The following is an 18984-nucleotide window of genomic DNA, read 5'->3' as shown; positions in this document are numbered from 1 at the left end:
TGGTTCCGCTCCCGACCTCCGCAAGCGGGAAGAAGCGACGGCTATTCCGAGCGCAGTTGCCTTCGCCATCGCTCGATCTCGGCTCGCACGAAGCTAGGGCGGGAAGAGCCCTCGGTCTGCCTCCGCTCGATTGCCGCTCGAGGACTCCAGATCTCGTTCCATTCGCTGGGAAGGTTAGGGTGCAGAGGAGCCACGTCTTCGGCGGAAAGCTTGGCAAGGGAGACTTTCCTGGATTCGGCGAGCGCCACTAACCGGCCGACCGCGTGATGGGCCTCCCGAAAAGCCATCCCATGATGGGCGAGCCAGTCGACTAGATCGGTGGCGAGCAGCATGGGATCGGAAGCGGCCTGCTCGCACCGCTCCCGATGGACGACGACTCCGGGAATCAACCCCGCCAGGATCCGCAAGCAACCGAGTGCGGTGTCGGCACTATCGAACAGGGCCTCTTTATCCTCCTGTAGGTCACGATTGTAGGTCAGCGGCAGCCCCTTGAGCAGGATCAGGATCGAAAGAAGATTGCCGGAGAGGCGGGCTGCCTTCCCCCGAACAAGCTCGAGCGAATCCGGATTCTTTTTCTGGGGCATCAGGCTAGATCCGGTCGTGAATGCCTCCGGAAGCGACACAAATCCAAATTCACTGGTCGACCAGAGAATCAGATCTTCCGCAAAGCGGGAGAGATGGGTGCCAAGCAGGGCGAGTGAGGCCAGATATTCCACCACGAAGTCGCGGTCGCTCACTGCATCCATGGAATTGTGCGCCACTTGCGAGAAATGGAGAAGTTCCGCAGTCCGGCGGCGATCCAGAGGAAGAGTGCTCCCGGCGAGCGCGCCGCTCCCGAGGGGAAGAACGTCCGCCCGCTGGCGGCCCTCACGGAGCCGATCGGAGTCGCGAGAGAGCATTTCCACGTAGGCGAGAAGGTGATGGGCGAGGAGGACCGGCTGCGCCCGCTGGAGATGCGTATAGCCCGGAAGAAGGACGTCGAGCTCCCGCTCCGCCCAATCGACCAAGGCCGACTGGACGGCCTGAATCGCTGCCCGGTCGGCATCGATCTCTTCCTTCAGCCAAAGCCGAAGGGCTGTGGCGACTTGATCGTTCCGGCTACGGCCCGTGTGCAGCTTTGCTCCGGCCGGAGTGCGGGCGATCAGCGCACGCTCGATATTCATGTGAAGATCTTCCCAATCGGTCGACCAAGGGAAAACTCCCTGGTCAATCTCTTCTTGGATCGCCTCCAGCCCGCGCACGATCTCTTCGCGCTCCTCAGCGCCGAGCAGGCCCGCTTCGTGTAACATGGTCGCGTGGGCAATGCTCCCGAGAATGTCCTGTCGGTAGAGGCGCCGGTCGAAGCTGACCGATTCAGAAAAGCGCCGAAGGAGGATGTCGGGCGTCTCTTGGAAGCGCCCTCCCCAGGGAGAAGTGGAGGGATTCATAAAGAAGAACGAGCGCGGCGCCTCCCTCGGGCGGTCGGCGGAGCCGGAGCCGCTGCGTGGAGCAGCGCTTCGGTCTCGGATCGGGAAAGGAGCCGATATTGGCCGGCGGCCAGCGAGCCAAGAGCGAGCGGGCCAAACGCCACGCGGACAAGCCGAACGACCTTATAACCGAGACTTTGGAACATCAACCGGATTTGGCGCTTCATTCCCTGATGGAGCACGACGCGCAGGCGCCGGGAGCCCAGGAGATGGAAGGCGTCGAGGGAGGCCGTTCGCCCCTGGATGCGGCATCCGCGAAGAAGGGTGCCGACGCGAGCTACATCCAGGGGACGATCGCAATCCACCTCGTAGACCTTCGGAACTTTGTGCCGCGGGTGGGCCAGCCGTTGGATCAGGAGACCATCGCTCGTGAACAGCAGGAGCCCTTCGCTATCTCGGTCGAGGCGGCCGATGTAGCGGAGATTGCTCCAACGCGGGGGAAGAAGGTCATAAACGGTTTGGCGTCCCCGGGGATCGGACGACGTGCAGAGGAATCCTCTCGGCTTGTGGAGAAGAACGGTAAGGAGGGACGCTGGACATACCGGACGACCGTCGAGCGCAACCACATCCCCTTCCTCGACTTGAAGGGCGAGAGCACTTTGAACAGAACCATTGACGGTCACCCTTCCGCCGAGAATGAACTCTTCTACTCCCCGTCGGGATCCGAGGCCACAGCGGGCTAAGTATTGATTGAGGCGCACGGCACTGGTTGGTGTTTCAAATAAACTTCCCCGTCCTCCTGAACCGCATTCCACCCACCAGAGAGAGCAATCTGCCTTCTGCTCCGCGCTCCGCGGGCGAGCCGCCGGACCGACTCGACATCCGCCATCGAAAGGTCGGGGACGCCATGCCGGCGCAGCCAGAGATGGATGAGCCGCCGCTCCCGGCCCAGGGGAGAGCGCTGAAGGTCCGCGATCGCTAGCCTGCTTCTCTCGGCCCTTTCACAGACGAGCTCGGTCATCCACTCCTCTTCGGACATCCGCACCTGGCAGAATCGCAACAAGGCACGACGAACGTGGGGAGAAAAGCGCTCTTCCAGATAGGGGAGAAGCTCGTGGCGAATCCGGTTTCGGAGGTAGCGGCGATCCTGGTTCGAGCGATCCTCGCGCCACGCCAGAGCGCGGACTTTTGCGAACTCCCGCAGGATGCTTCGTTCGAGCCAGAGGAAAGGGCGGTGAAGGCGCAGGCCGCAGTGCACTTCGGTTTCCCGCATTCCCCGCCCATGGGAGCCTGCGCCGCGCAACAGTTGCAGGAGAAGCGTTTCCACTTGGTCGCCTCCGTGATGGGCCAAGGCAAGATCGCCGCATGGCACCGAGCGGGCAGCGCGCTTGAAAAAGTCGTACCGCCGTCTCCTCGCCATCGCTTCCGAACTTGGCCCATCCGAGGAGGCCTTTTCTTCCAGGAAAGCCAGCCCGTAGGAGTCGGCAAGCCGCCTGACGAAGGCCGCGTCCTCTCCGCTCTCTGGACGCCACCCATGATCCAGGTGAAGAACAATCGGCCGCTTCCCGGCCAGAACCAGCGAATCGAGGAGTACGCAGGAGTCGAGCCCTCCAGAAACCGCGGCCAGAATCCGGACGGGAAGCTCTGCTACGGCGGAGCGAATCACTTCGAGAACGGGAGAGCCAGGACCAGCCGAGTGCACGGGTTGTAGAGAGCATAGGGGGAGTCGGGAAATGACGCAAGGGAACGCCCCGGACAGAACAGAGGCTCCGGTCGAAGCTTCATCCCTCGGGAGCCCGTTCTTCGGCAAGCGAGAGGAGATAGGAGTAGGGGTAAATGCCCGTCGCGTGTCCGTCCGTCCAAACGATCTGGAGCGCATATCCTCCGACCGGCTGGAGGGAACGCACGACAAAGCTTGCCGGGGAATAGTTCTTCGGTTTGGGAGAATAGGTCGCCGTCGCGCTGCTTTCCCCCTGACAAAGGGCACAGGGACAGTTGCGCCGAAGAAGCTCCAAAGGGAGGTAGCTTTCCCTACCACCCTCCCATCGGATCGCCAGTTCGGTGCCGATGACCTGAGCATCCGCAAGAGCGAGAGGGGAGGACACAACTTAAGCCGGGCGATGCCGGCGTTTCACCTTGAGTTGAGCGAGAGACCGGGCCAGGAGGGCCGCCGTCGCCGCCTGCTCCTCTTCGCCAAGCTCCTTTTGGCGCAACGCCTGCTGCGCCCGCTCGACCGCTTCCGCCACTTTGGCTTCCTCGATCTCCTCTTCGTAAAGGGCCATATCGGACAGAAGCACGACACGCTCGGCGGAAATCCTGGCAAATCCTTCGCCGACCGCGAGAACCTTCCGCTCTTCCCCCGTTTGAAGCACAAGCTCTCCCGGCACGATGCGCGTGATCAATGGCTCGTGATTGGGAAAGACCCCCATTTCTCCTTCCACTCCGGGAAGAGTCACCATGTCTGCGTCCTGCGCGAAGCGCACCCCTTCCGGAGTGACGATATGGACCTGAAGCTGACTCATTTACCGCTCGCCACGACTTGGTCCATCGTTCCCTTCATGTAGAAATTCCCTTCGGGCACTTCGTCGTGCTTTCCGTCGAGAATTTCGCGAAATCCCCGGATGGTTTCGGCTACCGGAACATATTCCCCCTTGGTTCCGGTGAAGACCTCGGCCACATGGAAGGGCTGGCTCAGGAAACGCTGAATCTTGCGCGCCCGGTAGACCGTCTGCTTGTCCTCGGGGGAGAGCTCGTCCATGCCGAGGATCGCGATGATGTCCTGCAAGTCCTTATAGCGTTGAAGAACGCGCTGCACGCCTCGGGCCACGTTATAATGGTCCTCTCCCACGATCTCTGCCGCAAGCGCCTTCGAGGTCGAGGCAAGCGGATCGACAGCGGGATAAATCCCCTGTTCGGCAATCGAACGCTCCAGGACGATCGTCGAATCGAGGTGGGCAAACGTATTCGCCGGCGCAGGGTCGGTGAGGTCGTCGGCAGGGACATAGACCGCTTGAAACGAGGTGATCGAGCCGCTTCGGGTCGAAGTAATGCGCTCCTGCAGCGCCCCCATTTCCGAGGCGAGAGTCGGCTGATAACCAACGGCGCTCGGCGTACGGCCCAAGAGGGCGGATACCTCGGAGCCAGCTTGGGAGAATCGGAAGATGTTGTCGATGAAGAGAAGGACGTCTTGATTCATCTCGTCCCGGAAATATTCCGCCATCGAGAGAGCGGAGAGACCCACCCGCAACCGAGCTCCCGGCGGCTCGTTCATCTGCCCATAAACCAAGGCAACCTTGGATTCGGCGAGGTTTTCGAGGTTGATGACCTTGGCCTCCGCCATCTCGTTGTAGAGGTCGTTTCCCTCACGAGTCCTTTCGCCCACGCCGGCAAAGACCGAATAGCCACCGTGAGCCTTCGCGATGTTGTTGATCAACTCCATGATGACGACGGTCTTGCCGACGCCAGCACCCCCAAAGGCGCCCGCCTTCCCCCCCCGAAGAAAGGGGCAGATCAAGTCGATCACCTTGATCCCCGTCTCCAGGATCGCTGCCTTGGTGCTCTGAGCCGCCAGATCGGGCGCTCGCCGATGAATCGGATAACGCTTCGTCGCGGCCACGGGACCACGCTCATCGACCGGCTCCCCCAGGACGTTGAAGACCCGCCCGAGGATTGCAGGCCCCACCGGCACGGAAATGGGCTGTCCCGTGTCTTCCGCCTCCATGCCCCGACGGAGCCCATCGGTGCTCGACATCGCCACGGCCCGAACCCACCCTTCGCCCAGATGCTGCTGCGTTTCGAGCGTGAGCTCAACGGGAGCATCCTCCCGTTTGAAGCGGACCACCACGGCGTTATAAATCGCGGGAACCTTTCCCTCCGGAAATTCAAGGTCCACGACCGGACCGATGACTTGGACAATTTTGCCTGTACTCATGAACAGTTTCTCCTCTCCGCGCAGGGCTTCACTCGAGCGCGATCTGCGCCGTGGCGATTTCCAGGATTTCGCGGGTGATTCCTTCTTGGCGCGCCCTATTGTACTCGAGCGTCAGATCGCCGACTAACTGCTTCGCGTTTTCGGTGGCATTCTTCATCGCGATCATGCGGGCGCTATGCTCCGAGGCAAGGCTATCCAGAATCGCCTGATAGATATTCCAGTCGACGAAAAAGGGCAAAAGTGCATCCAGCAGTTCCTCGGGAGAAGGCTCGAAATTGTCCGGCACCTCCGGTGCCGCTGCTGCGGGCTGGCCCTGGGACAGACTTTCCGGCGCGAGTGGGATCAGCGGGCGAATCTCGGTCGTCTGCACCAGAGCGTTGACGAAGTGGGAATGCGCGATCTCGATCGCGTCGATCTCCCCGCTCGAAAATTTGTCCAGGAGAAAGCGGCTGATCCGCTTGCTCTCCCGGAACGTGAGGTTGTCGCGCAACTCGAAATCGGCAGCCAGAAGGGTCGCCCCCGTCGAGTTCGGCAGGCTGGCGAGAAAGCTTCTCGCCTTTCGGCCGACACTGACATAAACCCGATCGTTGCCATGCCGACGGAAAAGCTCGCGGAAGAGGTTCGTATTCAGTGAACCGCAGAGTCCCTTATCGGTCGCGATGACGAGCACCGCTCGCCGCCGGACCGGACGCGGGTTGAGCAGAGGATGCCGAAGTTGGCCCGCCTGCGGAACGAGGCTCTGCGCGATCTCCTCAAGGAGCTTGTGATAGGGCCGGCCTTCGAGCGCACGAAGCTGGGCTCGCCGCATCTTGGAGGCAGCAACCATCTGCATCGCCTTCGTGATCTGGGCAGTGTTCTTGACCGATCGGATTCTTCTTCGAATTTCGCGGGTGCTGGCCATGGATAGAGAGGCGGGAAGCGGGTCGAGCGCCTACGCGGTGTAGGTTTGCGCGAAGTTTTCGAACGCCCCTTTGAGCGACTTCGTGATCCCATCATCGAAGGCGCCTTTTTGACGAATCTCCTCGAGCACCGCCGGATAGCGGCTTTGGAGAAATTGGACGAGCTTCTCCTGAAAGGCCTTGAGTTGCAGCACCGGCACGCCGTCGAAGAAGTTGTTTTGCACGCCCCAGAGGGTAGCTGCCTGGATCTCGATCGGGACGGGGTTGTACTGGGGTTGCTTGAAGATTTCCACGATCCTCGCGCCGCGATCGAGCTTCGCCTTGGTCGCGGGATCCAGGTCCGAGGCAAATTGAGCAAAGGCCGCGAGCTCTCGAAACTGGGCGAGTTCGAGCTTCACTTTGCCGGCCACCTGCTTGATCGCCTTCAACTGCGCCGCCGATCCGACCCGCGAGACAGAAAGACCCACGCTGATCGCCGGCCGGATGCCTTGATAGAAGAGATCGGTCTCGAGATAGATCTGACCGTCGGTGATGGAGATGACATTCGTCGGGATATAAGCGGACACATCCCCGGCCTGGGTCTCGATGATGGGCAGCGCCGTCAAGCTACCGTTGCCGTACCGCTCGCTCGTGCGCGCCGCTCGCTCCAAAAGGCGTGAGTGGAGGTAAAAGACATCTCCCGGATAGGCCTCGCGCCCGGAAGGACGCTTCAGGACCAGCGAAAGCTGGCGATAGGCGGCCGCGTGCTTTGAGAGATCGTCAAAGACGACGAGGGCATCCATACCGTTCTCCATGAACCATTCGCCCATGGCCGCACCCGCGAAGGGCGCGAGGTATTGGAGCGTCACCGGGTCGGAAGCCGACGCGACGACGACGATCGTATGGGCAAGCGCGTCATGGGAATCGAGGACATCAAGCACGCGCGCAACGTTGGCGTTCTTCTGGCCGACGGCGACATAGATCGAATAGAGCGGTCGGTAGTCAGGATTCCCCTGGTTGGCGCGATTGAGACGGGCTTGATTGATGATCGTGTCCACCGCGATCGTAGTTTTGCCCGTGGCGCGATCGCCAATGATCAGCTCTCGCTGCCCGCGGCCGATGGGGATCATGCTGTCAATCGCGGCAATCCCGGTCTGGACGGGCTGACTGACGGAGCGCCGCCGGATGATTCCAGGCGCAATCCGCTCCACGGGATAGGAGATCGCCGACTCGATCGCCCCCTTTCCGTCCAGGGGTTGGCCCAAGGGACTGAGCACGCGCCCAAGGAGTTGCTTTCCTACCGGGACATGAAGCAGCTTCCCCGTCGAGCGCACCGGGTCTCCCTCGCGGATCTCGGCAAATTCCCCGAGAATGACCCCGCCGACCTCCGTCTCCTCGAGGTTGAGGGCTAGGGCACGGATCGGCTGGCCGAAAGCGTCGCGGCGGTCGGGGAATTCGAGAATTTCATTCATCCCCACGCTGCCGAGGCCTTCGATTTTGACGACGCCGTCGCCCGTTTCCCGGACGGTGCCGACATCGGTCTTGGCGACTTCCCGCCGCAGGTCGGCGATGCGATTTTCAATCTCTTGGAGTAATGTGCTCATTGTCGTGGAGTGGGTAGATTGGAGGACGGAAAAGGATTGCTTCTCAGGTTAATGAAGATTCCAATGTTTGCAATCTCTGGAAGATGGAGCCATCCCAGACCGTGCTCCCTTTCTGGATCCGTATGCCTCCGATCAGTCGCGGGCGCACGGAATAGCGCTTTTCGAGCGCGGCGCCATAGCGAGCTTCCAGTTGGGAGAAGAGCGAGCGCCCCTCGTCAGGCAGGGGGGCCGCGCTCTCGATAGAGAGGGTGTTTTCGGCGACCCGGTAGGCGATCAACTGACGCAGGCGCTGCAGGATCGGCAGATAGCCGCGCGGCTTCCGGTCGAGAAGCGCCCCCACAACTTGACGGACTCTGTCCGGCTTAAGCGCCTCGCCATCTAGGCAAAGCCGGAAGAGGGCCTTTGCTTTGCGTCGTGCTTGCCGAGAGATCTTCACGCCAGCGTTTGCCTTAGTTTCTCTGGGAATCAGCGGGAGCGAGAGTGCCGCTGCGATTCGTAACAGGGAGCTGCGCCATGGTCTCCGCACGGAGGCGCTCCTGGTCTTCGGCGGAAAGCACCTTTCCCGCCACCTTCGCGGTGAGCGCGAGCACGAGTTCTCCTGCCTCACGGCGGACGACGGCACGGCTCTCCTGCTGCTCCTGCTCCGCTCGGGCTCGAGCCTTGGCGAGGATGCGCTCGGATTCCTCCGCCGCTTCCTTGAGCAGCTTCTCCCCCTGCAGCCGAGCCGTCTGCTCGGCATCGGCGATGAGTTGGGAAGCGTGCGCATTCGCTTTTTGCAGGATCTCCCTTCGCGCCTCTTCGGCCGCCGCAAGCTCCTTCTGGATGCGCTCAGCATTTTGCAGGCTCTCGGCGATGCGCGCCCGGCGCTCTTCAAGCAGCCGCAGGACCGGCCGATAGGCGAAGCGGTTCAAGACCCAGAGAACGATGGCAAAGTTGATCAGCTGGGCAATGAACCTGGGCCAGTCGATTCCGAGCTGAACGAGCGCGTCCCCCATTGGTCATTACCTTCCGACAACGAAGAAGACCAGAATGGCGAGACCTTCGGATAGTGCCATGCCCAAGAGCGCAGTCGTAAAGACGAGACCGAAGGAGCCGGGATTCCGGCCAATGGCGCTGGCTGCCCCCAAAGCGGCGAGGCCAACCCCGATTGCGCCGCCGGTAGCCGCGAGACCCACGGCGATATTTCCACTCATTTCCGCAAGGAACATCATACTTGTCACTCTCCTAGATGATTGATGGCAGATGGTTTTCTCTGGCTCTTGTTTCGGGCCGATGCCGCGGCCGGAAAGCATCTCACTTGTGGGACTCCTCGTGGGAGCAGAGAGTCCCCGTGAAGACGATCGCAAGTAGCGTGAAGATCAAGGCTTGGATCAGCGCCACCGCGAATTCGAAGAAGTAAAACGGAACGGCCGCCAGCCCGCCAAACATGCCGGTCATGAGCACAAGCACCGACTCGCCGCCGTAGATGTTGCCGTAGAGCCGCATGGCCAGGGCGATCGAACGAATCACGATCGACAGCGCTTCCATCAGCCCGACCGCGAAAAAGAGGAGGGCGAGCGGGATCAGAATCCACCCCTTCATCCCGCCCTTCACCCCGAAGATGTGAACGAGCAGTCCCCAAGGACCGTGGTGGTATTTGAGAGCCCAGTAGAGACTCACAAAGAAGTAGATCACGGCCATGGCACTTGTCATGTTGGCATCCGAGGTCGGAGGACGCAGAAGGGAGATGTGCGGATGCTCGACGGAGTACGGAAGGGTCGCGCCTGGCTTCGCTGCCCCAAAGCCGATCGTGCCGACGCCGGGAACCAACCCCGTCAGATTGGAGACGGCGATAAAGACAAAGTAAGTGGCGACGAGGGGGAAGCACCAGTCGGCGACCTTGGGCTCCAGCAGACCTCGCGTGAGACGCTCCAAGCCTTCGACAGAGGCCTCGATCGCGTTCTGAAGGCCCGAGGGCACCATCTGCAGGCGGGCGGTTCCCAGGCGAATCACGAGAAAAAGTAGCAAAAGAATCACCCAGCTATCGACCATGGACGCAGTGATCGGGAGCGGGCCCAGATGGAAAAGGGTGGGCGCAGCTGGATGAACTAGGGGGGCGTGCCCCGAAGATTCGGTGGTCGCTAGGAAAAACATTGAGCATCCTCCTTTAGGGGACGGGGGCCGCCGATGCAAAGAAAAAATGCGGAAAATCCGAAGTCCAACTACCACTGGCGGCTGGGGCCTTCTAGCCTGCATGTCTCACAAAGTTCGTGCCCGAGGCGCGGCGAATGGGCCTGGGTGCAAGGCGGGACGCAGGTTTCCCCCAGAGGGGTGTGACGACATCCTGCGAGGAGGGCCAAAAACCCAAGCCCAACGAAAGCAGGCCGGTCCCTTTTTGCAAGCCGCAGGGGACGACTGGTGAGATTGGCAGGCTAACCCTGGGCGTCAGGATTAAGGCCGGCAACCTCGACGGCAACCAGCCGGTGGATCAGGTCGATCGAGACCCCCGTGGAGTGAGAGAGCGCGAGCAGATAGTGATGAAGGTAGCTTTCGGCCGTCAGGGCCTGCACGGTCGCGGCCAGTCGATGAAGCGCTTCCATCGCGCGGGCCACCTCCTGCGCAGGAAGCTTGATCCTCTCGATGAGGGCTTCTTGCAAGGCGTTCAGGATCCAGCCCCACATGGCCAACATCATCGGGTTCGTCACGCCGCGCCGAATGTGGATCAAGCCCACTGCTGCCTGCCACTGCCAGTAGCGGGCATCGAAAGGACCCTCGAGCGTACGCCGCCACCAGCGCCGGAGAGCCATCTCCCGTTCCCCCCGCTCGCCTGAACTGAAGACGGCGGCGGTTTCGGAATGGGCAAACAGGGTGTCGTAGAATCCCTTCGCCAGAAGATCTTCCAGGGGAGCCAAGGCGGGCGCCAGACGCAAAAGGAGAGCCTCGTCCTCGCTCGAAAAACGGCAGGCGGGCGGAAGTTGCGCTAAGATCGATTCGGTGATTTCCGCGAGGGAGGTCGACAACGATCAGTCTCCCGAGAAGTGCCAAGAGTTCTTCGGGTCCAGGGAAGCCGCCACACCGCTACTCTGCCCGATGGAGGGGGACGGCGGTCCCGGAGCAGGCCTCGGCTGCAATAGTAGAAAAAGCATCACGGTTCGTCTTGTAGCGGAGACACGCCGCCCGTGCAAAGAAAACTTGAGAGAACATCGGCAGCCTGCAGGCCGGAGGCGGCTGGGAGTTTCTACCCCCGCGCGGAAAGATCGAGCCCGGCGAGCTCGACCGCGACTAGGCGATGGATGAGATCCGGAGACATCCCGGTCGAATTAGCCAGGACGGCCAGATAATTCTGGAGGTAGCTCTCGGCAATCACAGCCTGCACGGTGGCCGCCAGACGGTGAAAGATTTCCATCAGGCGGTCGGCCTCCTGAGGCGGAAGGTTGAGCTTCTCGACAAGGGCTCCTTGCAGAGCATTCAAGAGCCACCCCCACATGCCGATCATCATCGGGTTGGTCACCCCGACGCGAACATGAATCAAGCCCACCGCCGCCTGCCACTCCCAGTAGTGCGCGTCGAAGGGGCCTTCGAGCGTACGTCGCCACCATTGCCGGAGAGCCATCTCCCGCTCCGTCCGCTCGCCTCCGCTGAGAATGCGGGCGGTTTCGGAGTGGGCAAACAGGATGTCGTAGAATCCTTGAACCAACTGGTCTTCGAGAGCGGCCAACTCCGATGCATGCCCGATGAGGAAGGCTCCATCCTCGCTCGAAAACCGAGCGGCCGGAGGAAGATGCGCAAAAACCGCATTGGTGACGCCAGTGAGGTTAGCCGCCATTGGATGCTCTCCAGCCCGACCTATCAGTGCTCTAGAACCTGACTGACCTCACTGGCTACATCCCGCGCTTCGAGATGGATTAGCCCAACATTGGCTCCGAGGCGCGCCACCACCCCTAGCACTGCTTTGGACCCCGCCGAGTAGATATACATCTGACCCTGATCCCCCGAAACGCTCGTTTCCCGGAATTCCCCGCCACCATACGTTTCGCAAATTCGCCGCCCAAGCCCCAGGGCGGTTGCCGCCATGGCGGCAAGGCGATTGGCATCTCCCGCGTTCATCGAGTGAGCGATCGGGAGCCCATCGGTGGTAGCGACCAGAGCAGCGCTCAACTCGGGTACGCTGGTGCGAAGCCGGCCCAAAAGGGTATTCAAGTCATCTGCAACAGCCATGTTGTCGTTCTCCTCTTCTTCGATTCCCTCTCCTCAGGAGCCAACGGCGATAAAGATAGCTCTTCTCCTAAGAAGTGAGGGCAATTAAGAGTAGCGAACGCTCTTTTGACAAGTGAAAAGTACGAGGTGGCGTTTCTCGCGCCAGGGTTTTTTATGAACGGTCAAGTGATTCTGCGCCAGGGAGGAAAAGAAAGGCTAGACATGAGGCGACTTTTTCGATGCCATAGGCTCGATGAAACAGCTTTTCCATTTAAGAGCCGATGGGGCAAGGGATTGCGGACTGGAAGTTTCGATTGCCAGTTCTCCCGAAGAAATCGAATGGTTCGATGGGCAGTTGAAGGAGCGCCACTATCTGGGGGCGGGGCGATCGGTGGGCGACTATTTGCGCCAGGTCATTGCCCAAGGTGGGCAGGCGGTGGCGCTGCTGGTTTGGGGGCCGGCCTGCTACGCGCTCAAGGATCGGGATCGGTGGATTGGATGGAGCGCCGTACAGCGGCTGGAGCGGCTGAAGCTGATCGTACAAAATCGCCGTTTTCTGCTGCTCACCCCCAAGGGGCAGGCACCCAATCTGGCCTCTCAAGCTTTGGGAGCGGCCTTGCGGGCGTTGCCGGGACAGTGGCGGGATCGCTTTGGCTACACTCCGCTTTTGGCCGAGAGCTTCACCGATCCGGAGGCCTATGCGGGGACCTGCTACAAGGCCAGCAACTGGGAGGCGGTAGGCTACAGCGCGGGCTACAGCCGCCATCGGGCCGATTTTTACCTGCCCAACGACCGGCCCAAGCGGCTCTGGCTGCGTCCTCTTTCGGCGCAAGCGCGGCAAACCTTGCGGGCGGCCCAATTACCCGAAGAGTGCCGCGCCGGCTTGAGCGCGAGACCCTCGGGCACGCTGCCGGTCAACGCCCAACAGCTCGACTCATTGCTGGAGGTCTTTTGGAAAGCGCCCGATCCGCGCAAGAAGAACGCCCACTACCCGGTCGGATCGGTGTTGACCTTGATCGCGATGGCGCTTTTGGCCGGGCGGCGGGAGATCGCCGAGATCGCCCGTTTTGCCACCAGTCTGACCCAGCCCCAACGCCGTCGGCTGGGCTTGCCGCTCAAGAAAGGCACGGGTGGCTTTCATCCGGTTCCCGGCCACAGTGTCTTCTACCAGGTGCTCACCCGCATGGATCCCGAAGCCTTCGCTTCCAGGCTCACCGACTGGTTGCAAGGGCAGGGCGGCCTGCTGCCGCAGGCGCTGGCCTTGGACGGCAAAATGATTCGTCATCACATTGGCCTCCTGACCTTGGCCCAACAGGAGGACGGCGCCCCGCAAGCGGTGGCGGTCCACGACCAAAAGCAGGACACGCCCCGTTGCGAACAAAGCGCGGCGGTGGCACTGCTGGAAAAGCTGCCGGCCCTGGATGGCAAAATCATCACGGCCGACCCATTGCATTGTCAGCGGCGCCAAGCCCGTCTCATCGTCGAAAAAGGGGGCGATTACCTGTTCGGGATCAAGGGAAATCAGCCTCGTTTGCTCCAAGAGGCTCAAGCCTTGGATGCTTTGCCCGACACCCCCTCTTTACCGACAACCAATCCGGTCATGGCCGAGTCGAAACCCGCGAGCTTTATGCCTTCCCCATCGAGCCCCTGGCCGTCGACTTCCCCTTTGCCCGCGCCCTGATCGTGGTGCGCAGCCAACGCACGCTAAAAAAGAGCGGCATCACCACCACCGAGTCCCGTTACTACCTCTCCAGCTCGCCACCAGATCAATATTCTCCCCAAGAATGGTTAAACTTGATCCGAGAACATTGGGGCGGGATCGAAATCCGCAATCATTGGCGACGCGATGTCCTGATGGGCGAAGACCGTTCCCGTTCCCGTCAGCCCAACCTGCTGGCCAACTTGGCGCTCATCCGTAACGCCCTCCTCTCGCTCCTCTCCGAACGCCTCGGCGAACAATCCCTCCCGCAGTTCCGCGAACGACTCCTCTCCAGTCCCAAACAATGTCTGGCCATCCTTGCCGCCGCATGAACTCCAAAACAAAAGACCCTGTCGTCCGATAGGCAGGCTAGGCTCGCTCGACGCAATCGAAGAGGCGCGCCAAGAGGTTGGCGGCGCTTTCGAGGCTGGTGGCGTTGATGGGCACGGCCGCCGCCGGGTCCAGATCGAGGTAGGAGGCGACTTCCTTGCCCTCCCAGCAGTTCGGATGATCCTGATGCGTGATCCCCAGGACCAGAGGAACCGGGTTCCGAGAGAGAAGATAGTCATAGATGCGGCGAGCCTGCGGGAAGTGGGTGGCATCCTTGCCGGAGACCAAAAGGAGCACGCCCAGAGCACCGTCCAGCAGAATTTCCCAGGTGAAATCGAAGCGCTCCTGCCCAGGGGCGCCGAAGAGGTGAATGGCATACTGATCGAGCTGTAGTTGACCGAAATCCATGGCGACGGTAGTAGACCGGTTGGCCGTCGAGCAGGGGACATCGGTGTTCACCACCGGAGACTGACTTAGAGTCTGGATGAGGGTGGTCTTCCCGGCGCCCGACGGTCCGGCTACGAGGATCTTGATCGCAGTTTCATTCATACATTTTTTCGAGAATCCCGCGGAGTCCAGCGGCGATTCGAGCCAAAACGCCGCGGAGGGGTTTGGCCGTCTTCTGGGAGCGGGTCGTAGGTTCCGTGGCAGAGCGTACCGGGGTGGGCGGAGGAGGGATGGGTGGCAGGGCGGCCTCCGGGACGACCTGCGGTTCGGCCACTGGAGCAGCCATTGAGTTCGGAACGGATGGGCCGGGCGGAGGCTGAGGGAGGGGGAGAGCACTGCGCGGAGGCGCGGATGTGACCGTCTGCGAAGGAGCGTGCAGCGGAACGATCACGCCCAGGACCCGCAGCTTGAAGAGTTCGAACTGGACATGCGGAAGCGGGATGCCGAGGGCGGCAACGATGTCGCTTGCGCAGACTCCGGAGCGGAGGAACCGCTCGGCGCTGACCCAGAAGGCGAGCAGATCTTCCGTCAACCACGGGGTCCCCTGCTCCGCCGCACGGAAGCGGGTACCGGGATGCGGAAGATGGGCGGCGAGGCGCTCCGTAGAGCGGATGGCGGCCAGGGAGGAGAGCAGGATCTGGTCGAGGGGGATCGATAAGCCGCCGAGCAACTCGCCAAAGCCCCTGCTCTGTTCCTGAAAGACGAAGGAGGCCCGTTCGTTGGTGGAAAGTCGTTGGATCGCCGAATGCAACGCAAGCATGTCGGAGATTAGCCGGCCTGCTTCGGAAGCGGAAACAAGCTTCCCCGCAGACAGGCTGAACGAGAAGCGCTCCCCTGTGGCTTTGTCCGTAATCTGCAATTTCCCGTTTCGATCGCGCAGCAGCCGGAGAATTTCCGGGAAGGGGAGTTCGCTTAGGTCGCCGGAGAGGGGCATGGATGATCGTTGGCGTTTCGGCGGAGGACGCCGCTCAGCGGATGGGCCCCGCGTCGAGGCCCGATGCGGCTTCCTCGTTTGGCTTGGGGGTTAGGGCCCTTCACGAGTCTGCAGGTGAAGACTTCTTTTGACATGACGATGGTTCTCTCGCAAGGAGAAAGAGGCTGCTTTCGGCAGGATGGAGCTTCCCTCTTTTCGCCCCGTTCATTAGCCTTGGGCAATGGATCTGCTGGGAGAAGAGGCTCGGGAGGCCGTCCGCCGCGCCTTGCAAGAGGACTTGGGCCAAGGGGACGTGACCTCCAGCGGCTTTCTCCCGAAAGAGGCATCTTGTCGCGCGGAGATCTTGGCCAAGGAGCGGGGAGTCGTCTGCGGGCTGCCGGTGGTGCAGGCCGTCTTTCGGGAAGTCTCCCAGGAAAGCCTGCAGATGGAATGGGCACGCGAAGAAGGCGCGCTCGTCGAAGCCGGAGCGACGGTCCTGTCGGTGTCGGGGCCGGCGGCGCAGATTTTGGCCGCAGAGCGAACCGCGCTCAACTTCCTCCAGCATCTCTCGGGTGTGGCCACGCTCACCCGGCGATTCGTCGAAAGGATCGATGGGACGGGGGCTCGACTTCTCGATACGAGGAAAACGCTTGCGGGTTTGCGCTCGCTGGAAAAGTACGCCGTCCGTCGCGGCGGGGGGGCCAACCATCGCGTTTCGCTCGGGGACCATGTGCTGGTGAAAGACAATCACTTGGCGCTGCTCAAGGCGGCCTATCCGGGTTCGTGGAGCAAGGAACTGGGCTTGCGAGCGGATAGGATTCGCCGCTTGCGGCCGCTGGTCCGCGTCGAAGTGGAGGCGCAAAGCCTGGAGGAGGTGGCGGAGCTCCGCTCCCTCCCGCTCGATCTACTGCTCCTGGACAATATGAGCGTGGAGGAGTTGCAGAGAGCGGTCCGCATCGTGGACGGCCGCATGCGCCTGGAGGCTTCGGGCGGTGTCTCCTTGGAAAACGTTCGTGCGATCGCCCAAACTGGCGTTGACTTCATCTCGGTCGGGGCATTGACCCACAGCGCGAAGGCGATGGATTTTTCCTTGCGCGTTGCGTTATCATGAAACCTTTCGCAGCCGCTACGGTGTTGATGGACTCTCTTTCTGCGCGAGGAGTGAAGGAGCAGAGCGGACCGGTCGAATGCCGGGTCCGCGTGCCGGCGACGACCACGAACTTCGGACCGGGCTTCGACACCTTCGGAGCCGCCCTGCGCTTGTATAACTGGATCGTATTGCGGATCGGCGTCGACGCCTCCGCCGACAGCCATCCACCGATGGCGCGAGAAGCGGCGGAGGCGTTTGCCAGGGCCACGGGCTCCCCGAATGCCCCATTCGAATGCACGATTTCCGGCGATGTTCCCTGCGCGAGGGGCCTGGGGAGCAGCGCCACGGTGCGCGTAGGAGTCTTGATGGGATGGAATGAGGTCCGTGGACGACCGCTCTCGCGCGAGCAGCTAGTGGCGCTGGGCAGCAAGCTCGAGGGACATCCCGATAATGTTGCCGCTGCGGTCCTCGGAGGATTCACGATCTCCACCGGCGACGGCCAGACAAGAGTCCCGCTGGGAAACCGGTTAGAGTTCGTCGCGTTCGTCCCAGATATGGAAATGGAAACGGAGTGGGCCCGTTCGGTCCTGCCCCAAACTGTTTCGCTGGGGGACGCGGTTTGGAACCTGCAGCGGGCCTCCCGGATCGCTGCTGCCATCTGCTTGCGCCGATACGAAGAGCTGAGCGGGCTCTTCGAAGACCGCTGGCATGAGCCCGCTCGGGTCAAACGCCTCGCCGGATGGGAATCCATGCGGAAGAGCGCCTATGAAGCCGGTGCCTCCGGGTTCTATCTGAGCGGAGCGGGCTCCACCATGATGGCGCTTGCGGCTGGGCGCGGAGCGGAGGTGGCTCAAGCGATGACACGCGTCGCGTCCAAGGCCGGGCTAACGGGAAACTGCCTGCAAGTGAAGGCGGAAAATCGGGGAGCCAGGGCATGGGTGCGACCCCTCCCCCGCCGCATCGTGCATGGAGGGAAGAAGCGTGTTTCTTAGTTGGTCGCGTCCTGTCGTGCTGGTCGTGACGACGATCGGGCTCCTCTTCGGAAGGAGTTGCTTCGGACAGGACGAGGAGTTCCTGCGACAGCTTCCGGAAGAGCCGATGGAGACGGCCACCGCGGAAAGGGAACGACCGTCGGAAAAAGGGCCGGGAGATCGAGCCGGGGAGCGAATCCAGCACGGGAAGTACCTCGTGGAGGCGGTAGCTCTCTGCAGCGAGTGCCACACTCCCCGCAACGAACGAGGCGAGCTGCTCCGCGAGAAATGGTTGCAGGGAGGAGTCGTTCCAGGGCTCGGCACGGAAAGCGCTGGGCCGCTCGTGCGCGAGGCCCCCCCCATCGCGGGCCTGCCGGAAGGATGGAGCCAGGCGGACATGGTCCAATTCCTGGAAACCGGGATGACGCCCGCCGGCAAATACCCACGGTTGCCCATGCCCCCTTATCGGATGAGCCATGCGGACGCCTTGGCCATCACGCTCTACTTGGAAGGACTTAAAAGCAAGCCAGCAGCCCCAGCGGACGGAGTTCCGCCCTGACCAAGCTGGCGGGGTTATCTGGTCTCCAAGGCGCAGAGATGCGCATGAAGGCAGCGGGCCAGTGCGTCGAGTTGATAGCCCCCTTCCAACACGGAAACGAGTTTGCCGTGGCAGTGCCGCTCGGCGACCCCTCGAAGAAGGGTCGTCATCTCCGCAAACCCATCTTCGCTGAGCAGAAGATGGCCCAATGAATCGTCCCGGTGAGCATCGAATCCCGCGGAGACGAGGACGAAATCGGGCTGAAACGCATCGGCGGCGGGAAGCACCTTTTCCTCGAAGGCGGTCCTGTATTCGGCATCGCCCGATCCGGGCTTCATCGGCAGATTCAAGGTAAAGCCCTCTCCTGCCCCTTTTCCTCGTTCCGAGGCATCCCCCGTGCCCGGATAGAGCGGGTGCTCATGGAGGCTAATGAAAAGGACGGACGCGTCCTCCTCGAAGATCTCCTGCGTGCCGTTTCCATGGTGAAGATCCCAGTCGACGATCAAGATGCGCCGATAGCCATGTTTCCCCTGTGCGTACCGGGCCGCGATCGCGATCGTATTGAAGAGACAGAACCCCATAGGAGCGTTGGGCCGGGCGTGATGGCCAGGCGGCCGGACAAGCGCAAAGGCATTGGCCGCTTCTCCCGAAGCCACCTGGTCGATCGCTGTCGCCGCCGCCCCAACCGCCAAGAGCGCGGTGTCGAAAGAGTGCGGTCCGGCAAATGTATCCCCTTGGTCTAGAATGATTAGTCCGTTCTGCGAGGCCTCCTTGACCCGCCGGATATGAGCCTCGGCGTGGACAGAGCGAAGCAGATCGCTTTCCCCCATCCGAGGGTCGAACCAGCGGATTGTTTTCGGGAGAGAGGAGCGCAGACGCGGGAGGGTGGCCGTGATCCTTTCCGGGCTCTCCGGATGCCCTCGCGGGGTGGGATGCCGGGCAAAGTCCGGATGCGCTACCAGAATGGTGGGAAGCGGCATAAATCGATAGGATACGCTTAA

General features: G+C 61.8%; 23 protein-coding genes. 5 read left to right on the top strand and 18 right to left on the bottom strand.

Annotation, left to right across the window (positions count from 1 at the left end):
• Nucleotides 1-41 precede the first annotated feature (41 nt).
• From argH to A37A_RS0106150, 15 genes are all read right to left on the bottom strand, one after another.
• On the bottom strand, nucleotides 42-1427 hold the full coding sequence (argH, locus tag A37A_RS0106220) for an argininosuccinate lyase (RefSeq protein WP_018290660.1): 1386 nt from the start codon (nucleotides 1425-1427) through the stop codon (nucleotides 42-44).
• Complete coding sequence (locus A37A_RS19035; RefSeq protein WP_196799519.1) at nucleotides 1424-2167, bottom strand: pseudouridine synthase; 744 nt, start codon at nucleotides 2165-2167, stop codon at nucleotides 1424-1426. Before A37A_RS19035 ends, argH begins: the two co-directional genes overlap by 4 nt.
• Nucleotides 2146-3108: a tRNA lysidine(34) synthetase TilS gene (tilS, locus tag A37A_RS0106210; RefSeq protein WP_018290658.1), complete on the bottom strand. Its 963-nt coding sequence runs from the start codon at nucleotides 3106-3108 to the stop codon at nucleotides 2146-2148. Before tilS ends, A37A_RS19035 begins: the two co-directional genes overlap by 22 nt.
• Before the next feature lie 79 nt (nucleotides 3109-3187).
• Nucleotides 3188-3511, bottom strand: a complete 324-nt coding sequence (locus tag A37A_RS0106205; RefSeq protein WP_018290657.1) for a DUF971 domain-containing protein — start codon at nucleotides 3509-3511, stop codon at nucleotides 3188-3190.
• Between the two features lie 3 nt (nucleotides 3512-3514).
• Nucleotides 3515-3928, bottom strand: a complete 414-nt coding sequence (atpC, locus tag A37A_RS0106200) for an ATP synthase F1 subunit epsilon (protein ID WP_018290656.1) — start codon at nucleotides 3926-3928, stop codon at nucleotides 3515-3517.
• The gene (gene atpD / locus A37A_RS0106195; RefSeq protein ID WP_020494096.1) at nucleotides 3925-5337 is read right to left on the bottom strand and encodes a F0F1 ATP synthase subunit beta; all 1413 of its coding nucleotides are present in this window, start codon (nucleotides 5335-5337) and stop codon (nucleotides 3925-3927) included. The genes atpC and atpD overlap by 4 nt, the downstream gene beginning before the upstream one ends.
• A 28-nt stretch (nucleotides 5338-5365) precedes the next feature.
• Nucleotides 5366-6238: an ATP synthase F1 subunit gamma gene (atpG, locus tag A37A_RS0106190; RefSeq protein ID WP_018290654.1), complete on the bottom strand. Its 873-nt coding sequence runs from the start codon at nucleotides 6236-6238 to the stop codon at nucleotides 5366-5368.
• A gap of 30 nt (nucleotides 6239-6268) precedes the next feature.
• Nucleotides 6269-7819, bottom strand: coding sequence for a F0F1 ATP synthase subunit alpha (gene atpA / locus A37A_RS0106185; RefSeq protein ID WP_018290653.1), 1551 nt, complete (start codon nucleotides 7817-7819; stop codon nucleotides 6269-6271).
• Between the two features lie 43 nt (nucleotides 7820-7862).
• On the bottom strand, nucleotides 7863-8255 hold the full coding sequence (locus A37A_RS0106180) for a F0F1 ATP synthase subunit delta (protein ID WP_018290652.1): 393 nt from the start codon (nucleotides 8253-8255) through the stop codon (nucleotides 7863-7865).
• A 13-nt stretch (nucleotides 8256-8268) separates the two neighbouring features.
• Nucleotides 8269-8814, bottom strand: coding sequence for a F0F1 ATP synthase subunit B (atpF, locus tag A37A_RS0106175; protein ID WP_018290651.1), 546 nt, complete (start codon nucleotides 8812-8814; stop codon nucleotides 8269-8271).
• A gap of 6 nt (nucleotides 8815-8820) precedes the next feature.
• Complete coding sequence (locus tag A37A_RS0106170; protein ID WP_231363784.1) at nucleotides 8821-9012, bottom strand: ATP synthase F0 subunit C; 192 nt, start codon at nucleotides 9010-9012, stop codon at nucleotides 8821-8823.
• 100 nt (nucleotides 9013-9112) lie between these two features.
• Nucleotides 9113-9835, bottom strand: coding sequence for a F0F1 ATP synthase subunit A (locus A37A_RS0106165; protein ID WP_196799517.1), 723 nt, complete (start codon nucleotides 9833-9835; stop codon nucleotides 9113-9115).
• A 395-nt stretch (nucleotides 9836-10230) separates the two neighbouring features.
• Entirely contained in the window at nucleotides 10231-10818 is a 588-nt protein-coding gene (locus A37A_RS0106160; RefSeq protein ID WP_018290648.1) for a protoglobin domain-containing protein, read from the bottom strand.
• A 218-nt stretch (nucleotides 10819-11036) separates the two neighbouring features.
• Nucleotides 11037-11624 (bottom strand): protoglobin domain-containing protein, encoded by a 588-nt coding sequence (locus A37A_RS0106155; protein ID WP_018290647.1) that lies wholly within the window; start codon nucleotides 11622-11624, stop codon nucleotides 11037-11039.
• A gap of 23 nt (nucleotides 11625-11647) precedes the next feature.
• Nucleotides 11648-12016: a roadblock/LC7 domain-containing protein gene (locus A37A_RS0106150; protein WP_018290646.1), complete on the bottom strand. Its 369-nt coding sequence runs from the start codon at nucleotides 12014-12016 to the stop codon at nucleotides 11648-11650.
• 232 nt (nucleotides 12017-12248) lie between these two features.
• Between A37A_RS0106150 and A37A_RS18215 the strand changes: the two genes are divergently transcribed.
• Nucleotides 12249-13676 (top strand): ISAs1 family transposase, encoded by a 1428-nt coding sequence (locus A37A_RS18215; RefSeq protein ID WP_018290645.1) that lies wholly within the window; start codon nucleotides 12249-12251, stop codon nucleotides 13674-13676.
• The gene (locus A37A_RS21280; protein ID WP_231363882.1) at nucleotides 13634-14026 is read left to right on the top strand and encodes a transposase; all 393 of its coding nucleotides are present in this window, start codon (nucleotides 13634-13636) and stop codon (nucleotides 14024-14026) included. The genes A37A_RS18215 and A37A_RS21280 overlap by 43 nt, the downstream gene beginning before the upstream one ends.
• 37 nt (nucleotides 14027-14063) lie before the next feature.
• Here the strand turns inward: A37A_RS21280 and A37A_RS0106135 are convergent, their stop codons facing one another.
• Together A37A_RS0106135 and A37A_RS0106130 are read right to left on the bottom strand one after the other, a co-directional pair.
• Nucleotides 14064-14573 carry an ATP/GTP-binding protein gene (locus A37A_RS0106135; protein WP_018290643.1) on the bottom strand — a complete coding sequence of 170 codons (510 nt, stop codon included), beginning with the start codon at nucleotides 14571-14573 and terminating at the stop codon, nucleotides 14064-14066.
• Nucleotides 14566-15405, bottom strand: coding sequence for a DUF4388 domain-containing protein (locus tag A37A_RS0106130; RefSeq protein WP_018290642.1), 840 nt, complete (start codon nucleotides 15403-15405; stop codon nucleotides 14566-14568). Before A37A_RS0106130 ends, A37A_RS0106135 begins: the two co-directional genes overlap by 8 nt.
• A gap of 220 nt (nucleotides 15406-15625) precedes the next feature.
• On the opposite strand from A37A_RS0106130, the gene nadC reads away from it, so the two are divergent.
• The 3 genes from nadC to A37A_RS16130 are packed head-to-tail and all read left to right on the top strand — an operon-like array spanning nucleotide 15626 to nucleotide 18004.
• Entirely contained in the window at nucleotides 15626-16495 is an 870-nt protein-coding gene (gene nadC, locus A37A_RS0106120; protein WP_018290641.1) for a carboxylating nicotinate-nucleotide diphosphorylase, read from the top strand.
• Nucleotides 16492-17466, top strand: coding sequence for a homoserine kinase (thrB, locus tag A37A_RS16135; protein ID WP_018290640.1), 975 nt, complete (start codon nucleotides 16492-16494; stop codon nucleotides 17464-17466). The genes nadC and thrB overlap by 4 nt, the downstream gene beginning before the upstream one ends.
• Nucleotides 17456-18004, top strand: a complete 549-nt coding sequence (locus tag A37A_RS16130; RefSeq protein WP_155996494.1) for a cytochrome C — start codon at nucleotides 17456-17458, stop codon at nucleotides 18002-18004. Before thrB ends, A37A_RS16130 begins: the two co-directional genes overlap by 11 nt.
• Nucleotides 18005-18018: 14 nt before the next feature.
• Here A37A_RS16130 and A37A_RS0106105 read toward each other — a convergent pair whose 3' ends face one another.
• A complete protein-coding gene (locus A37A_RS0106105) occupies nucleotides 18019-18963 on the bottom strand; it encodes a histone deacetylase (RefSeq protein ID WP_018290638.1) in 945 nt (314 codons plus the stop codon).
• Nucleotides 18964-18984: the final 21 nt, after the last annotated feature.

Source organism: Verrucomicrobium sp. 3C (assembly GCF_000379365.1).
In the GTDB taxonomy this organism is placed as follows: Bacteria; Verrucomicrobiota; Verrucomicrobiia; order Methylacidiphilales; family Methylacidiphilaceae; genus Methylacidimicrobium.
The sequence above is the reverse complement of the archived record's forward strand: the minus strand, read 5'-3'. Positions and strand labels throughout refer to the sequence as shown.

Bases quoted from the DNA above. Each gene is read 5' to 3' on its own strand.
- A37A_RS0106150 (WP_018290646.1), bottom strand. From the start codon at position 12,016: ATGGCTGTTGCAGATGACTTGAATACCCTTTTGGGCCGGCTTCGCACC.
- A37A_RS0106130 (WP_018290642.1), bottom strand. From the start codon at position 15,405: ATGCCCCTCTCCGGCGACCTAAGCGAACTCCCCTTCCCGGAAATTCTC.
- thrB (WP_018290640.1), top strand. From the start codon at position 16,492: ATGAAACCTTTCGCAGCCGCTACGGTGTTGATGGACTCTCTTTCTGCG.
- A37A_RS0106170 (WP_231363784.1), bottom strand. From the start codon at position 9,012: ATGAGTGGAAATATCGCCGTGGGTCTCGCGGCTACCGGCGGCGCAATC.
- argH (WP_018290660.1), bottom strand. From the start codon at position 1,427: ATGAATCCCTCCACTTCTCCCTGGGGAGGGCGCTTCCAAGAGACGCCC.
- atpA (WP_018290653.1), bottom strand. From the start codon at position 7,819: ATGAGCACATTACTCCAAGAGATTGAAAATCGCATCGCCGACCTGCGG.
- atpD (WP_020494096.1), bottom strand. From the start codon at position 5,337: ATGAGTACAGGCAAAATTGTCCAAGTCATCGGTCCGGTCGTGGACCTT.
- A37A_RS0106105 (WP_018290638.1), bottom strand. From the start codon at position 18,963: ATGCCGCTTCCCACCATTCTGGTAGCGCATCCGGACTTTGCCCGGCAT.
- atpG (WP_018290654.1), bottom strand. From the start codon at position 6,238: ATGGCCAGCACCCGCGAAATTCGAAGAAGAATCCGATCGGTCAAGAAC.
- nadC (WP_018290641.1), top strand. From the start codon at position 15,626: ATGGATCTGCTGGGAGAAGAGGCTCGGGAGGCCGTCCGCCGCGCCTTG.
- atpC (WP_018290656.1), bottom strand. From the start codon at position 3,928: ATGAGTCAGCTTCAGGTCCATATCGTCACTCCGGAAGGGGTGCGCTTC.
- atpF (WP_018290651.1), bottom strand. From the start codon at position 8,814: ATGGGGGACGCGCTCGTTCAGCTCGGAATCGACTGGCCCAGGTTCATT.
- A37A_RS0106135 (WP_018290643.1), bottom strand. From the start codon at position 14,573: ATGAATGAAACTGCGATCAAGATCCTCGTAGCCGGACCGTCGGGCGCC.
- A37A_RS0106155 (WP_018290647.1), bottom strand. From the start codon at position 11,624: ATGGCGGCTAACCTCACTGGCGTCACCAATGCGGTTTTTGCGCATCTT.
- A37A_RS18215 (WP_018290645.1), top strand. From the start codon at position 12,249: ATGAAACAGCTTTTCCATTTAAGAGCCGATGGGGCAAGGGATTGCGGA.